Origin of the sequence: Chitinophaga sancti (genome assembly GCF_034424315.1) — a bacterium.
GTDB lineage: Bacteria > Bacteroidota > Bacteroidia > Chitinophagales > Chitinophagaceae > Chitinophaga > Chitinophaga sancti.
On the sequence record NZ_CP139972.1, the window covers coordinates 5,439,881 to 5,454,785 of the forward strand.

Consider the following 14,905-nt stretch of genomic DNA (forward strand, 5'->3'; position numbering starts at 1 on the left):
CTACCTAAATTAGCCCAAAGCGCAAAGAATCGTTCAAGATCAGGCTTTAAAGAGCAGGTCGTAGAGCTCCTGTTTACTGTATTCCTTCATATCGCCCGGCTGCAAACCAGCGACAGTAGCCTTACCTATACGGTAACGTATAAGTCTCAACGTTGGAAACCCCACAGCTGCGGTCATTTTTCTCACCTGCCTGTTCTTCCCCTCCTTCAGCGACAATTTTATCCAGGGAGCAGGTATGCTCTTACGGAAACGGATTGGAGGGTTGCGCTCAGGCACAGCAGGATCTTCCTCAAAAAGGCTCGCCCTGCAGGGCCGGGTTTTATACATCTTACCATCTATATTGATAGATACCCCCTGGCTCAACTGCAGAATAGCTGTATCGGTCACAGCACCATCTACCTGTACCCAATATTCCCGCTCATGGGCAAATTTTGGATCAAGCAGCCGGTGATTGAGTGCCTTATCATTGGTCAGGACCAGGAGACCTTCACTGTCGTAATCCAGGCGACCTACCGGGTAGACATCCGAAGGAACCTTAAAAAAATCTCCCAGGCTGGCTTTTCCTTCTTCTTTGCCGAAACGGGTAAGTACCTGGAATGGTTTATATATTATATAATAATTAAATGCCATAAGGACTGCGCAGTGATGCGATTTTTTGCAGGTTTTAATCTACTAAATTAGTAATTTTGAAGATCGAATACTATGTGTACGCCTTTCCATAATGCCTCGTGTATGAACTGTCAGGACCGCTTTGGATCAATTTTGTTCAAAGCGGAGAAGTGCAATCTGGAAGAGATAGACGCCGCCAAGGTATGCTCCACCTATAAAAAAGGGGAAGTAGTATTCCAGGAAGGCACCTATCCCTTCGGCATTTACTGCGTAAATACGGGCAAAATTAAGCTCTCTCATTCCGGAGATGATGGCCGCGAACAGATCGTCAGGCTGGCTAAGCCAGGTGACATCATCGGCTACAAGGCACTTCTATCCGCGGAAAGGTATACTGCTTCTGCTATTGCACTCGATGACTCCTCCGTGTGCTTTATTCCCAAAGACCTGTTTATGAGCATCCTGCAAAAAGATGCGAACCTCTCTTTTGAAATGATGCGCATCATTGCCAGCGAGCTGCGTAAGGCAGAAACCAAGATCACCCACCTGGCCCAGAAACCAGTGAGGGAAAGACTGGCCGAAACCCTTTTATTTATCAAAGAAACTTATGGTGTAGAACAGGATGGCACCACCCTCAATGTGCGCCTGAGCCGTGAAGAAATAGCTAACCTGGTAGGCACCGCCACCGAATCGGCCATCCGCCTGCTTTCTGAATTTAAAAAAGACGGGCTGATCGAGCTCCAGGGCAAGAAAATCCGCCTGCTCAACCTGGAAGAAATCACCCGCACCGCCAACTTACAGGACTAATTATCACCGTCCTGTCATTTCCCTTATTTCCTGATTGTTGTCACCCGCGTTCTTGACTTTTGTCATTTTTCCCCCTTCCCATTGCCGGTATTTTTGCACCAAATCCTTTATCATGGCTACATTTACTGCCGTTCCCGGTGTAGAGGTGGAGTGCGAACATTGCGGAGAGGCCTGTGCTGACACTACCATTGTTATTGGGGATAAGATCTTTTGTTGTCAGGGATGTAAACTGGTGTACGAACTGCTCAATGAGAATGACCTTTGTGAATACTATAATCTAAATAATAAACCCGGACTTGCTCAAAGAATTCCTGTGAGGAAGGACAAATTTGCCTTTCTGGAAGATAGTAAGATCCAGCAGCAACTGCTTCAGTACCGGGATGATGAATATACGCACATCACTTTTTACATTCCACATATACATTGCAGCTCCTGCCTCTGGTTGCTGGAGAACCTGCACAAACTGGATAAGGGGGTTGAAAGTGTAACGGTGACCTTTACCCGTAAAGAAGCCCGTATTGTATACCGCCAGTCAGAAACTACCCTCCGGCACATTGCTGAAATACTGACCAGCATCGGCTACGAACCTTATATCAGCCTGCAGGACATGCAGAAAAAGAAACCCCGCGTTCAGCGGGATCTGATCTACCGGCTTGGAGTGGCCGGTTTTTGCTTTGGTAATATAATGATGCTCAGTTTCCCTGAGTACTTTGGTAACTACGGTTATTCCGATGCGAAAATGAATGTAGTGTTCAGGATGCTGAATGTGAGTCTTTCACTGCCGGTATTCTTTTACAGTGCACAGGTATTTTTCAAGTCAGCGTGGAGCGGCCTCAAAACAGGTTTCCTGAATATTGATGCGCCTATCGTTTTAGCCATCGTAGTCACTTTTGTGCGCAGCCTGGTCGATGTGATCTCAGGCACAGGCTCCGGTTATTTCGACTCCATGACCGGTATTGTGTTTTTCATGCTGATAGGCAGGGTACTGCAGGACAAGACTTACCAGGGTTTATCATTCGACAGGGATTATACCTCTTATTTCCCGTTAGCCATTACAATTATAAAAGATGGAAAGGAAGTGCCTACCGCACTTCCTGACATCAAAGTAAATGATACCTTACTCATACACGACAATGAGCTGATACCTGCAGATGGTATCCTGGTAAAAGGATCAGCGCTCGTAGACTACAGCTTTGTTACCGGGGAATCGGTTCCCGTGAGCAAATCGATTGGCGAGATTGTGTATGCAGGAGGTAAACAATTAGAAGGGAACATCGAAATTCTGACGATTAAGGAAGTAGCACAAAGCTACCTGACCAGTCTCTGGAACAGGGATGAGCTGAAGCAGAAAACGACCCGTCAGGAATCATTTATTCACCTGGTGGCACGCAACTTTACCTGGATCCTGCTGGCAATTGCTGCATTATCTGCCCTTTACTGGTGGAAATTTGATCATACCAGGATCTGGCCGGCAGCCACTTCCATCCTGATAGTAGCCTGTCCGTGTACATTATTATTAGCCGCTTCTTTTACCAATGGTCATATTCTCCGTATACTAAGCAGGTCTAAATTATACCTGCGCAATGCGGGTGCTATTGAAAGAATGGCTGGTATTACAGACATTGTATTTGATAAAACAGGTACCCTGACAGGCAACAAAGATATTCCCGTTACCTGGCATGGTCCTACACTCTCCAGGGCGCAGATCATGAGTATTGCCTCTGTGGCAGCTCAATCTACCCACCCATTGAGTAAGCTGATCAGCGCATTTTATCACAATATTCCCAGGGTAGCTGTCAGCGGCTTTAAAACCACCACAGGTATGGGCATCAGCGCATACATCCAGGAAGAATCTGTGCTGTTAGGGAATGCAACATTTACCGGTACACGAACAGTTGCTAACCACAACGACGGCAGTATCGTATATGTGGCTATCAATGAGCAGCCACTGGGGTATTTCCTGATCGGTAACCAATACCGTGAAGGGATCAGCACCCTCCTGCAGAGCCTGAAAACAAAGGGCTACAGCCTGTCACTGCTCTCCGGCGACAACGACAGGGAGGCGGACTACCTGAGATCATTGATGGGAGAGGGTGCCACGCTCCGCTTTACACAACAACCACAAGACAAACTAAACTACATACTGGACCTGCAAACGAAGGGCAGACGTGTGCTGATGATTGGTGACGGTCTCAACGACGCAGGGGCACTGAAACAGAGCGATGTAGGTATTTCATTAACAGAAGACAGCAACAACTTTACGCCCGCCAGCGACGGGATTTTAGAGGCAGGACAACTGACGAGATTGCCGAAGTTTATCAGGATCTGTATAGCGAATAAAAGGATCATTGTGATCAGCTTTATCATATCACTGATCTATAACGTGATCGGGTTGTCATTTGCAGTGCAGGGTTTACTATCACCGCTCACAGCGGCTATCCTGATGCCTGCGAACTCTATCAGCATGATTTTACTCTCATATGGCCTGAGCGAATGGGCCGACAGACGCTAAAAAACAGGCCATTACCTTATTATAATACCTGCTCATTACCCCTGGGGTGACGGGCGGGTTTCTTAAGGTTCTCCAGATCAATTTCTTAAAGCAGGATACTGCTCAAGGGGTGCACTGATTTATATCAGCGAATTCCTTGAGCAGCATCATCGTTGCCGCAACCGTAGTAGGCTAGCTTTGTTCATGGAAATTAAAACAACTCACCATGAGCGTGATCATTTTATTACTAGGAGCCAGTCTACTGGTAGCGCTATGTTTCCTGGCGGCCTTTATATGGTCGGTGCGAAGCGGACAGTTTGAAGATCATTTCTCGCCGGCCCATCGAATTCTTTTTGAGCACAAGCCAACCGAACGCGCCAGCGGATCTACACCAGCAACACCTTGTAACAACAACAGCACTGCCACTCCACCGAATTGCAAGCAATAAGTAATCAGCAACAGGAAGTTTAATTTTTTCTACGATCAACTCGTCATCCGTAATCGCACAAATATGTCTCTTGAAAAATTTGCGTACGACAACCGTACCGTGAAATGGTTTGCATATGCCAGTATTGGCTGGGGGCTTATTGGTATGCTGGCAGGTCTCTGGGCCGCGCTGGTACTGGTACTCCCGGGTCTCAATCTGGATTTTGCACCTACAACCTTTGGCCGTATCCGGCCCGTTCACACCAATGCCGTCATCTTCGCTTTCGTAGGTAACGGCATTTTCATGGGTGTGTACTATTCATTACAACGCTTATGTAAGGCTCGCATGTACAGCGACCTGCTAAGCAAAATTCACTTCTGGGGCTGGCAGACGATCATTGCCTGTGGCGCTCTTTCACTGTTCATGGGTTACACTACCGGTAAGGAATATGCCGAGCTGGAATGGCCGTTGGATATCGCTATCACGCTCATATGGGTAGTATTCGGTGCCAACATGCTGGGAACCATCCTGAAGAGGAGAGAAGCCCACCTGTACGTAGCCATCTGGTTCTACATTGGTACATGGGTAGCTATTGCCATGTTGCACATCATCAACTCGTTCGAGTTGCCGCTGAGCTTCATGAAGAGTTATTCCTGGTATGCCGGTGTGCAGGATGCGCTGGTACAATGGTGGTATGGTCACAACGCGGTAGCGTTTTTCCTGACCACTCCTTATCTGGGCCTCATGTACTACTTTGTGCCTAAAGCGGCGAACAGACCGGTGTATTCCTACCGCTGGTCAATTATCCACTTCTGGGCGCTGATCTTTATTTACATCTGGGCTGGTCCTCACCACCTTTTATATACTGCTCTTCCTGAATGGGCACAATCACTGGGTACAGTATTCTCCATCATGCTGATCGCTCCGTCATGGGGTGGTATGCTGAATGGTCTGCTTACACTGCGTGGTGCATGGGATAGAGTTAGAGAAGACGCTATACTGAAGTTCTTCGTAGTAGCATTGACCTGTTATGGTATGGCTACATTCGAAGGTCCGATGCTTTCCCTGAAAAACGTAAACGCAATCAGCCACTATACCGACTGGACTATCGCTCACGTACACGTAGGTGCACTGGGTTGGAATGGCTTCCTGACCTTCGGTATCCTGTACTGGATGCTGCCACGTATTTTCAGTACAGAACTGTATAACCGTAAATGGGCAAATACACACTTCTGGCTGGGTACCCTGGGTATCATCTTCTATGTGATCCCAATGTATTGGGCAGCATTCACCCAGAGCATGATGTGGAAAGAGTTTACTGCTGAAGGTCAACTGAGATACCAGTTCCTGGAAACAGTACATACAGTTGTTCCAATGTATGCACTGCGTGCAGTAGGTGGTATGTTCTACCTCTCTGGTGTGATACTGATGATCGTGAACCTGTATAAAACTATCAGCCGTGGTACGTTTGTAGCTGACGAAGCTGCAGAAGCTGCACCACTGCCAAAAGTGATCGAGGTACATGGTAAAGCACACTGGCACAACTGGATCGAACGTCGCCCGATTCAACTGGCGGTATTCAGCCTGGTTGTAGTAGCGATCGGTGGTTTACTGGAACTCGTTCCTACCTTCCTGATAAGAAGCAATATTCCTACTATCTCCAGCGTAAAACCTTATACTCCGCTTGAACTGCATGGTCGTGACATTTACATCCGCGAAGGTTGTTATACCTGTCACTCCCAGATGATCCGTCCTTTCCGTGACGAGGTAATGCGTTATGGAGAGTATTCTAAAGCAGGTGAATTTGTGTATGATCACCCATTCCAGTGGGGTTCAAAACGTACAGGTCCGGATCTGGCCAGAATCGGTGGTAAGTATCCAGACTCATGGCATTTCAACCACATGTATGAACCATCTTCTATTTCTTCCGGTTCTATCATGCCAAGGTACCAATGGTTATTTACTGACAGGGTGGATAAGACAAAGACACCAGCTATGATTACAGTAATGCGCAAACTTGGTGTTCCATATGCACCCGGATATGAAAATCAGGCAAACGCAGATCTGGAAAAACAGGCAAATGAGATTGTTAGTTCTCTGGAGAAATCCAAACTCAAGATTGGTAAAGATCGTGAAATCGTAGCGTTAATCGCTTATCTGCAGAGATTAGGTAAGGATATCAAAACGAAATAAACTGGTTTATCATGAAGTTCATAAACTACCTGCAATCTATCACCGGTGTAAGTATTTACCCGATGATATCACTGGTCCTCTTTTCGCTGTTTTTTGTAGTAGCGGCGATCTGGGCTTTCAAAGCGCCCAAAGGCATGGTGGACCACATCAGTAATATTCCATTAGACGAAAGCTGAAATCTGACCAACAATGAAGAAAAGACTTTTTAATACAACACTGTTGTTCTCACTGCTGGCCAGCTTACCTGCGGCTGCGGAAGAATACACCTCCTACAAGCCAGATGGTCCATCAGAACTGGGCCACCCTGTAGCTATCGTACTCCTTACCGTAATCGTAGGCCTGTTCATCGCTATCGTAATTTTGGGTAGTGCAGTAATCGGCGCCATTGACATCTACAAGGAAAGGCTGAAAAACAGCAAAGCCCTCCTGATCGGAGGTTTACTGGTAGGCTGCCTCTTCTCAGCATCTGGTGCTATGGCACAGGAAGCAGTGACATCCACAGCAGCAACAAATACAATCAGCGGTCTGTCCAAATCATCCTTTTACCTGCTGATTTCTGTAATCGGCCTTGAACTCCTCGTTATCATAGCGCTGCTGTATGCACTTCGTATCCTGGTGGGTATTAAGAGCAGACGTAAAGTAAGAGCTGAGAAAGCTGAAAAAGAAGTAGCGGAAGGCAAAAAACGTCTTCACTGGCTGGAAAAGCTGAATGATACGAAAAGCCTGGATGCTGACTCTGAAGTGGAAGAAGACATGGGCCATGATTATGATGGCATCCATGAGCTGAATAATCCAACACCTCCATGGTGGAGATATGGCTTCTATATTAGTATCATATTTGCAGTAGTATATCTCTACCGGTTCCAGGTTGCACACTCAGCACCATCACAGATAGAAGAGCTGGCTATGGCCAATGCGAAAGCGGATGAAGCAAAAGCTGCCTATCTGAAAAGTTCGGCGAACAATGTGGACGAGAATACTGTAAAACAGCTGACCGATCCTGCGGATCTCGCTGCTGCTCAAAAACTCTTCGCGGGCAACTGTGCTCCATGCCATGGCCCCCAGGGTCAGGGTGTGATAGGACCGAACCTCACGGATGATTACTGGTTACACGGTGGAACTATCAATAAGGTATTTACTACTATCAAATATGGTGTGCAGGAAAAAGGGATGAAACCCTGGAAAGATGATTTCTCTCCTGTGCAGCTGGCACAACTGGCAAGCTATGTTAAGAGTATCCATGGCACCAACCCTCCTAATCCGAAGGCGCCAGACGGTATTCTGGAAAAATAACCTTTTACGGGCCGGACTGACCAATTAAACGGAAACCAGTTCCGGCCCAATTTAATGCATTTACAATGGATACAACGTTTCGAGACAGTTTGGCGACTGTGAATAAACAAGGGAAACGCAATTGGATTTATGCACAGAGACCTAAGGGTAAACTTTATAATGCGAGAAGTATTCTTAGTTATCTCTATTTCATAGCGTTTTTCGCCGGACCGTTTATTAAAATAAACGGCCGGCCCCTTTTTCTGATTAATGTAGTTGAGGGCCGTTTTATCCTTTTCGGCACTATTTTCTGGCCCCAGGATTTCTTCATCTTTGGGTTGGCAATGGTAGCCTTTATTCTTTTCATAGTGATCTTCACGATGGCCTTTGGCCGCCTCTTTTGCGGTTGGGCATGCCCCCAGACCATCTTTATGGAGATGCTTTTCCGAAAGATAGAATACTGGATAGAAGGTGATGCGGCAGCACAACGCGTACTCAATCAAGCCCCCTGGACTACAGACAAGATTATCAAAAAGACCAGTAAACAAGTGTTATTTTACTTGCTTTCATTCGTGATCGCAAACACCTTTCTGGCTTATATTATAGGTATAGACAACCTTTCGCGCATTATTACGGAACCTGTAACTGAACATATTGGCGGCCTTACTGCCATTCTCATTTTTGCAGGCATTTTTTATGGAGTCTTTGCTTTTTTCAGGGAGCAGGTATGTACGATTGTCTGCCCGTATGGCCGTTTACAAGGTGCATTGCTGGACAAAAACTCGGTGATCGTAGCTTATGATTACTCAAGAGGTGAACCAAGAAGCCTTTTTAAGAAACAACAGGATACCACCTTTGGCGATTGTATCGACTGTGCACAGTGTGTGAAAGTGTGCCCTACAGGGATAGACATCCGTAATGGTACACAGCTGGAATGTGTAGGCTGTACCGCTTGTATCGACGCCTGTAACTTCATGATGTCAAAGGTGAACAGACCTCTGAACCTGATCCGTTACGCATCAGAAGATGGTATTGCCAACAAGAAACCGCTTTCGATCACTGCCCGTATGAAGGTGTACAGCAGTATCCTGGTACTGATCCTTACCGCCATCACATTTTTGCTGACAAGCAGACAACCGGTAGGTGGAGATATTATCCGTACTGCGGGTATGTTATACCAGGAGAGGGGCGATAGCCTATCCAATCTATACAGTATAAAGCTGATCAACAAAACGACAGATAATATTCCGCTTACCATGAGACTGGAGGGTATTGAAGGCAGGATACAATCAATCGGAGATTCAATCATCCATGTAAAGGCAGAGGCACAGGGTCAGGGTACTTTCTTTATCGTATTGCCAAAGCGTGTAATTGATAAAAGAAAAACCATCCTGCATGTAGGATTATATGCAGGCGACAAGAAAACCGGTTCTATCAAAGCTACTTTCCTGGGACCGATCCAATAACTTTAAATTAACCATCATGAACTGGGGACATAGTATCATCGTAGTATTCGTTCTGTTTGCAGCCGGTATACTCACATTGGTTACCAAGAGTATGCATGCACATGTGGAAATGGTGAATAATGATTATTATGCAGAAGAGCTGAAATACCAACAGGTGATAGATGGACGTAAAGAAGCTTCGCTGCTGTCGGCACCGGTTAAGATCGACCAGGCTGCCGATCAGATAGCCATCACCTTCCCACCTGAAATGCAGGGAACACCGCTGAGTGGAAAGATCTATTTCTACAGGGCAGCAGATTCCCGCAAGGATGTAACCGTACCTCTCCGCTCCGGTATTGAAGGCACCATAAGCATCAGCAAACAGAAACTGAGCAAGGGTCAATACCAGGTTCAGATGGAATGGGATGCAAAAGGCAAACACTACTTCCAGGAAGAGAATATATCGGTGAACTGATTTAAACATTACGCGCCATGTTCCTGACATTTCTTTATGCACTTTCACTGGGTTTTATAGGCAGTTTTCACTGCATAGGTATGTGCGGGCCGATAGCGCTTACTTTGCCGGTTCAACACCTGGAAGGTACACGCAGGCTGGGAGGTATATTACTGTATAATGCAGGACGTGTAAGCGCTTATACTGGTCTTGGCATCTTTTTCGGATGGCTGGGCCGGCAATTTTATCTGGGTGGCCTGCAGCAATGGCTTTCTATTACAGTAGGAGTCTTATTGCTGCTGGTCATTTTTTTTCAGTATGGATGGAAATCCTTTCGTCTTCCTGAGATAGGAGGATTCTATACCAGGAGGATTAAAACGATCCTTGGTAACCTACTTCGTCAACGACGCTTCAGTACACTTTACGCAATCGGTTTTTTCAACGGCTTATTGCCCTGCGGCCTGGTTTACTTTGCTATTGCAGGAGCTATAGCGACCGGAGCCACCTGGCAGGGAGCCATGTTCATGACAGCCTTTGGAACAGGCACCTTACCGGCAATGGTGGCGGTGAGCTGGTTCACAGAGCTGATCAGTCTTCGCTTCCGTAACCGGATCAGGCGTTTTATACCTGTTATAGCAGGTATTATGGCCATCTTACTCATTATGCGTGGCCTGAACCTGGGCATACCTTATATCAGCCCGGTACTTTCCCCTCAGGAAGAGAGGGTTTCTTTACACTGTATTAAACCTTGATTAAAATGACGCTCATTCAGAAATATAATACCGCCGCACCACGGTATACCAGTTATCCTACCGTTCCCTACTGGGATGAATCAACCTTCGATGCCGCCAGATGGAAAGAATCCCTGCAGGAATCTTTTAAGGCAACTAACTCAACCGAAGGTATCAGTATCTACATGCATCTTCCCTACTGCGAAAAATTATGTACCTACTGTGGGTGCAATAAGCATATAACCATCAACCACGGGGTAGAAAAGCCTTATATAGACGCTATCTTACGGGAGTGGGGCCTCTACATCAAACTGTTTGAAAAACGCCCCAGAATCCGCGAAATTCACCTTGGCGGGGGTACGCCTACTTTCTTCAGTCCGGAGAACCTGGCACAACTCATTAGTGGCATCTACGAACATGCTGATCTGATCTCTGACGCGTCACTGAGTTTTGAAGGACATCCCAACAATACCACCGTGGCACATATGCAAACCCTGTACAATTTAGGTTTCAGACGTATGAGCCTGGGCATCCAGGATTTTGATCCGAAGGTACAGGACGTCATCAACCGTATACAACCTTATGAAACAGTAGAGCGGGTTACTAACGAGGCCAGGGAGATTGGTTATACTTCCATCAACTATGACCTGGTATATGGTCTGCCACTGCAAACAATGGAAAGTGTACGGGATACAATTAACAAGATCATTCAATTGGTTCCTGACAGGATCTCTTTCTATAGCTATGCTCACGTACCCTGGATCAAAGGAAATGGTCAGCGCAAATATTCTGAAGCAGACCTGCCAAAAGATGAGGAAAAACGTGCGTTGTATGAATTAGGCAAAACAATGTTTGCCGAAAACGGGTATACCGAAATTGGAATGGATCACTTTGCCCGTCCACATGATTCACTGTATCGCTCAGCGCAGGCGGGTACCCTTCACCGCAACTTTATGGGTTATACAGATCATCATACATCCCTGATGATTGGCTTGGGCGCATCATCTATCGGTGATAGCTGGTATGCTTATACACAAAATGAAAAGACAATTGACCGCTGGATGCAACGGGTGAACAATGATGAGTTCCCGGTAGTGAGAGGACATATTCTGAGCACTGAAGACCTGATATTGCGCCGTCATATCCAGGCATTGATGTGCAACTTTGAAACTACCTGGAATAAAGCAGATGTACAATGTGATGCAATCGTAGAAGGCTTACAAAGATTGCAGGAACTTGAGCGGGATGGTTTAGTTTCCGTAAAACCTAAGAAGGTTTTTGTAACAGAGAAAGGACGTCCTTTTATCCGTAATATCTGTATGGCATTTGATGCCCGCTTATGGCGCAGACAACCACAATCACAGCTATTCAGTAGTGCTATCTAAATCTTATTGACTTCATTCTTATTGCTTTATGCTGAGTGAGTATCCTGGGATTGGAATTTTTTCCAAAAAATGGAATATTCATGCTGTGATAAACGATCACATTACTACAAGATATTGATCGGCTGAAACATTGATGAATAAAGGGTTTCAGCGGACATAAAAAAAGTCTGACCGTTTTTACAATCAGACTTTCTTGTTATGTGAATGGGTTAGTAAGTACAGGGAACAAAAATTCCCTACACAATATTAAAAAGAATTTTATCACAAAAGAAAAAAAATGCAAACTTTTTTATTCACAACATAAAAAAAAGTGTGGATAACAACAGATAAAAACTGCAGCCGAAAGTTTTTTCAAGGCGATGATCAAACCAAATTTCCACGAACGATAATATCCCGATTCTCACCTACCTTTGTTGCACTAAACAGCAGAATATATGAAGTTCAATGCTCCGATACCGGTAACCGAAATCGCCGAATACATAGGCGCAGAGCTGGAAGGCAACGATCAGCAAATGGCAACCGGCATTAACGAAATACATAAGGTTACTCCAGGTGATATTTCATTTGTAGACTTTGAAAAGTACTATGATAAGTGTCTGCGTTCCGCAGCAACAATTATTATCATCAATAAAAAAGTTGACTGTCCTCCCGGAAAAACACTGCTCGTATTACCTGATCCGTTCAGTGCTTATGTTAAAATTGTAAAAAGGTTCCGTCCTTTTGAACCCGCCACCAAACCCATCAGCGATACTGCGGTAATAGGGAAAGATACTATCATTCAGCCGAATGTGTTCATCGGTAATCACGTAACTATCGGAGAAAACTGTTTGATTCACCCTAACGTTACAATCTACGATCATACCGTGATTGGTAACAACGTGATCATTCATGCAGGTACCGTGATTGGTGCAGATGCTTTCTATTTTAAGAAAAGAGCTGACAGGGAAGTAATGTATGATAAGATGGAAAGCTGCGGTCGCGTGATTATCGAAGATGATGTGGAAATCGGCGCCAGCTGTACAATTGACAAAGGTGTTAGTGGCGATACCATTATTGGTCGCGGCACCAAGTTCGACAACATGATCCACATCGGTCATGGTACGATCATTGGCCGTAACTGTCTCTTTGCTGCACAGGTAGGAGTAGGTGGTAAAGCACACATCGAAGACAATGTGATCCTCTGGGGTCAGGTAGGCGTATCCAAAGATCTGGTGATTGGTAAAGGAGCTATAGTACTGGCACAAAGTGGCGTTCCTGGTTCGCTGGAAGGAGGCAAAACCTATTTTGGTACTCCGGTAGATGATGCACGTGTGAAGATGAAAGAAGTAGCATGGCTCAAGCGTATCCCTGAAATCTGGGAGAAATTGAAGAATAAATAAACGTATTTGTAAAATAGCTTCTGCCACCCGCGGAAGCTATTTTTTTATACATTTGAAACATGCTTTTCCGAACACTGCTTCTCCTGTTTTCGACCCTGACCGCTGTCGCCCAGAAAGGGCTCACAGAAGTTCCCGTTCCCATCAATGACGGTTGGTTTACTGCTAAAACAATATCCTTCGATAAATACACCACGGCAGACCGTAAAAACGGAATCGATCAACCTGCATCTGTCTCTTTCATAAAGAACCCTATTGATGCCTTCAATTTCCAGCTCCTGTGTGATACCTGCAAACAGGCTAATAAGGTTCAAATTCAGGCGCTTTACGCCCCCCATATTGCTTTTTCAGACCGTTCCTTACCTTCCGTACTGGAACATACAGCTGAAAATAATAAGTTCTTCTATATCGTCCTCCAGGCCGCAGATTCATCTTTAGGTAGCTGGGAAATGATCCTCCGGAATATGACCTACCTGGACCTCAATGAAAATAAACAGGCAGGTATACTCCGCTCCTCACTGGGTGAGTTCAAAGTCACCGCCAATAATCATTTTGGTATCGTAAATTCTTATGAAAATATCCGGTATGAATTTGTATTCCGGAAGAAGGTGGTGGCAGCCGTCATACCCGGTAAGAATCCCCGGGTATGGTTAGACCTGAATAATTTAAAAGAGGAGCAACGCATTGTTGTTGCAGCAGCAATGGCTGCCTTACTGCTGAGATGAGGACTGCATCTTTTTCAGATATGCCTTACTCATACGGGCAACCGTTTCTTTCAGTGGTGTAAACGAAAAGTCCGGCAAAACTGCTTTTATCTTCTGGTTATTATAGTATACTTTCAGCTGTGCAGTATGCGCGGTTTCTTTTGTTAACACCGCCTTTTTTCCGGTGATCTTACTCTTCAGGGTTTCTATACGCCATACTATTTCTGCCTGCCATGGTTTTACCAGTTTATGCGGCGGTTTTTTGCCCAGTTGTTGGGCCATTTCTGTAAACAGATCGACATAACGCCAGTTGTCTGCCGAAATCACGAAACGCTGACCGCTTATGTTACTCTCCATCAGCCGGAACATAATCTCTGCCACATCTTCCACATCTGTGAAACCAGTCACTCCCTCTGTATAATAAGGGAATTCTTTCCATGCATTTTTGATGAGCAAACCAGAACCATCTTCCCAGAAATCAGGCCCCAGGATGATGGATGGATTCACAATTGCAGCGGGTAAACCTTCTGCAATACCTCTCCAAACTTCCATCTCGGCTTTATACTTGCTCACCGCATACTGTGAGTTGTGGGAACTATCCTGCCATTCCGTATTTTCATCGATCATCTGCCCGGTCTTAGCCCGGCCTAAAGCAGCTACAGAACTTACATGCACCAGTTTTTTCACGCCTGCATCCAGCGCCAGGTTTACCACATTTGCAGTACCATCTATGTTTACTTTCATGATCTGCTCACGCGCTTCCGGGCGGAATGACACCACACCTGCACAATGATAGACTTTTTCAACTCCTTCCATCGCTTCTTCCAGTGCTACCACATCCAGTACATCTCCCTTTATCCAGGTGATTCTGTCTGCGATGTCTTTGAGCTGTTCAGGAATTTCCTTGCGGTATAATGCCCTTACAGGTACGCCTGTCTTCACCAGTTTTCGTAATAAATGACTGCCCAAAAATCCGGTTCCTCCTGTTACTAATATCATGTAATCTTGTTCCGT

General features: G+C 45.6%; 14 protein-coding genes. 12 read left to right on the forward strand and 2 right to left on the reverse strand.

All coding sequences use genetic code 11. From position 1 onward, the window contains the following. Positions 1 to 39: 39 nt before the first annotated feature. Positions 40 to 630 (reverse strand): pseudouridine synthase, encoded by a 591-nt coding sequence (locus U0033_RS21110; RefSeq protein WP_072358863.1) that lies wholly within the window; start codon positions 628 to 630, stop codon positions 40 to 42. Between the two features lie 102 nt (positions 631 to 732). On the opposite strand from U0033_RS21110, the gene U0033_RS21115 reads away from it, so the two are divergent. The 12 genes from U0033_RS21115 to U0033_RS21170 all read left to right on the forward strand — a co-directional run bounded on the left by U0033_RS21115 (position 733) and on the right by U0033_RS21170 (position 13,912). Further along, on the forward strand, positions 733 to 1,413 hold the full coding sequence (locus U0033_RS21115; RefSeq protein WP_245801738.1) for a Crp/Fnr family transcriptional regulator: 681 nt from the start codon (positions 733 to 735) through the stop codon (positions 1,411 to 1,413). Between the two features lie 112 nt (positions 1,414 to 1,525). Beyond that, a complete protein-coding gene (locus U0033_RS21120) occupies positions 1,526 to 3,925 on the forward strand; it encodes a heavy metal translocating P-type ATPase (protein ID WP_072358866.1) in 2,400 nt (799 codons plus the stop codon). Between the two features lie 205 nt (positions 3,926 to 4,130). Further along, positions 4,131 to 4,352, forward strand: coding sequence for a cbb3-type cytochrome oxidase assembly protein CcoS (gene ccoS, locus U0033_RS21125; protein WP_072358867.1), 222 nt, complete (start codon positions 4,131 to 4,133; stop codon positions 4,350 to 4,352). 63 nt (positions 4,353 to 4,415) lie between these two features. Beyond that, a complete protein-coding gene (ccoN, locus tag U0033_RS21130; RefSeq protein ID WP_072358868.1) occupies positions 4,416 to 6,524 on the forward strand; it encodes a cytochrome-c oxidase, cbb3-type subunit I in 2,109 nt (702 codons plus the stop codon). Between the two features lie 11 nt (positions 6,525 to 6,535). Then, positions 6,536 to 6,700 carry a cytochrome C oxidase Cbb3 gene (locus U0033_RS21135; RefSeq protein WP_072358869.1) on the forward strand — a complete coding sequence of 55 codons (165 nt, stop codon included), beginning with the start codon at positions 6,536 to 6,538 and terminating at the stop codon, positions 6,698 to 6,700. Between the two features lie 13 nt (positions 6,701 to 6,713). Next, entirely contained in the window at positions 6,714 to 7,817 is a 1,104-nt protein-coding gene (locus tag U0033_RS21140; RefSeq protein WP_083571432.1) for a cbb3-type cytochrome c oxidase N-terminal domain-containing protein, read from the forward strand. Positions 7,818 to 7,882: 65 nt separating this feature from the next. After that, positions 7,883 to 9,262 (forward strand): cytochrome c oxidase accessory protein CcoG, encoded by a 1,380-nt coding sequence (ccoG, locus tag U0033_RS21145; RefSeq protein WP_072358870.1) that lies wholly within the window; start codon positions 7,883 to 7,885, stop codon positions 9,260 to 9,262. Between the two features lie 16 nt (positions 9,263 to 9,278). Continuing rightward, positions 9,279 to 9,716 carry a FixH family protein gene (locus U0033_RS21150; protein WP_072358871.1) on the forward strand — a complete coding sequence of 146 codons (438 nt, stop codon included), beginning with the start codon at positions 9,279 to 9,281 and terminating at the stop codon, positions 9,714 to 9,716. A gap of 17 nt (positions 9,717 to 9,733) precedes the next feature. Beyond that, the gene (locus tag U0033_RS21155; protein ID WP_072358873.1) at positions 9,734 to 10,447 is read left to right on the forward strand and encodes a sulfite exporter TauE/SafE family protein; all 714 of its coding nucleotides are present in this window, start codon (positions 9,734 to 9,736) and stop codon (positions 10,445 to 10,447) included. A 5-nt stretch (positions 10,448 to 10,452) separates the two neighbouring features. Further along, positions 10,453 to 11,811: an oxygen-independent coproporphyrinogen III oxidase gene (hemN, locus tag U0033_RS21160; protein ID WP_083571434.1), complete on the forward strand. Its 1,359-nt coding sequence runs from the start codon at positions 10,453 to 10,455 to the stop codon at positions 11,809 to 11,811. Positions 11,812 to 12,245: 434 nt separating this feature from the next. After that, complete coding sequence (locus U0033_RS21165) at positions 12,246 to 13,190, forward strand: UDP-3-O-(3-hydroxymyristoyl)glucosamine N-acyltransferase (protein WP_072358875.1); 945 nt, start codon at positions 12,246 to 12,248, stop codon at positions 13,188 to 13,190. A gap of 59 nt (positions 13,191 to 13,249) precedes the next feature. Continuing rightward, the gene (locus U0033_RS21170) at positions 13,250 to 13,912 is read left to right on the forward strand and encodes a hypothetical protein (RefSeq protein ID WP_072358877.1); all 663 of its coding nucleotides are present in this window, start codon (positions 13,250 to 13,252) and stop codon (positions 13,910 to 13,912) included. Here U0033_RS21170 and U0033_RS21175 read toward each other — a convergent pair. Then, positions 13,898 to 14,890: an SDR family NAD(P)-dependent oxidoreductase gene (locus U0033_RS21175; protein ID WP_072358879.1), complete on the reverse strand. Its 993-nt coding sequence runs from the start codon at positions 14,888 to 14,890 to the stop codon at positions 13,898 to 13,900. The two genes, U0033_RS21170 and U0033_RS21175, sit on opposite strands and share 15 nt — an antisense overlap. Positions 14,891 to 14,905 lie beyond the last annotated feature (15 nt).

What these genes read in the sequence shown, in the direction of transcription:
- U0033_RS21110 (WP_072358863.1), bottom strand. Translation starts at nt 630, where the DNA reads ATGGCATTTAATTATTATATAATATATAAACCATTCCAGGTACTTACC.
- U0033_RS21115 (WP_245801738.1), top strand. Translation starts at nt 733, where the DNA reads ATGAACTGTCAGGACCGCTTTGGATCAATTTTGTTCAAAGCGGAGAAG.
- U0033_RS21120 (WP_072358866.1), top strand. Translation starts at nt 1,526, where the DNA reads ATGGCTACATTTACTGCCGTTCCCGGTGTAGAGGTGGAGTGCGAACAT.
- ccoS (WP_072358867.1), top strand. Translation starts at nt 4,131, where the DNA reads ATGAGCGTGATCATTTTATTACTAGGAGCCAGTCTACTGGTAGCGCTA.
- ccoN (WP_072358868.1), top strand. Translation starts at nt 4,416, where the DNA reads ATGTCTCTTGAAAAATTTGCGTACGACAACCGTACCGTGAAATGGTTT.
- U0033_RS21135 (WP_072358869.1), top strand. Translation starts at nt 6,536, where the DNA reads ATGAAGTTCATAAACTACCTGCAATCTATCACCGGTGTAAGTATTTAC.
- U0033_RS21140 (WP_083571432.1), top strand. Translation starts at nt 6,714, where the DNA reads ATGAAGAAAAGACTTTTTAATACAACACTGTTGTTCTCACTGCTGGCC.
- ccoG (WP_072358870.1), top strand. Translation starts at nt 7,883, where the DNA reads ATGGATACAACGTTTCGAGACAGTTTGGCGACTGTGAATAAACAAGGG.
- U0033_RS21150 (WP_072358871.1), top strand. Translation starts at nt 9,279, where the DNA reads ATGAACTGGGGACATAGTATCATCGTAGTATTCGTTCTGTTTGCAGCC.
- U0033_RS21155 (WP_072358873.1), top strand. Translation starts at nt 9,734, where the DNA reads ATGTTCCTGACATTTCTTTATGCACTTTCACTGGGTTTTATAGGCAGT.
- hemN (WP_083571434.1), top strand. Translation starts at nt 10,453, where the DNA reads ATGACGCTCATTCAGAAATATAATACCGCCGCACCACGGTATACCAGT.
- U0033_RS21165 (WP_072358875.1), top strand. Translation starts at nt 12,246, where the DNA reads ATGAAGTTCAATGCTCCGATACCGGTAACCGAAATCGCCGAATACATA.
- U0033_RS21170 (WP_072358877.1), top strand. Translation starts at nt 13,250, where the DNA reads ATGCTTTTCCGAACACTGCTTCTCCTGTTTTCGACCCTGACCGCTGTC.
- U0033_RS21175 (WP_072358879.1), bottom strand. Translation starts at nt 14,890, where the DNA reads ATGATATTAGTAACAGGAGGAACCGGATTTTTGGGCAGTCATTTATTA.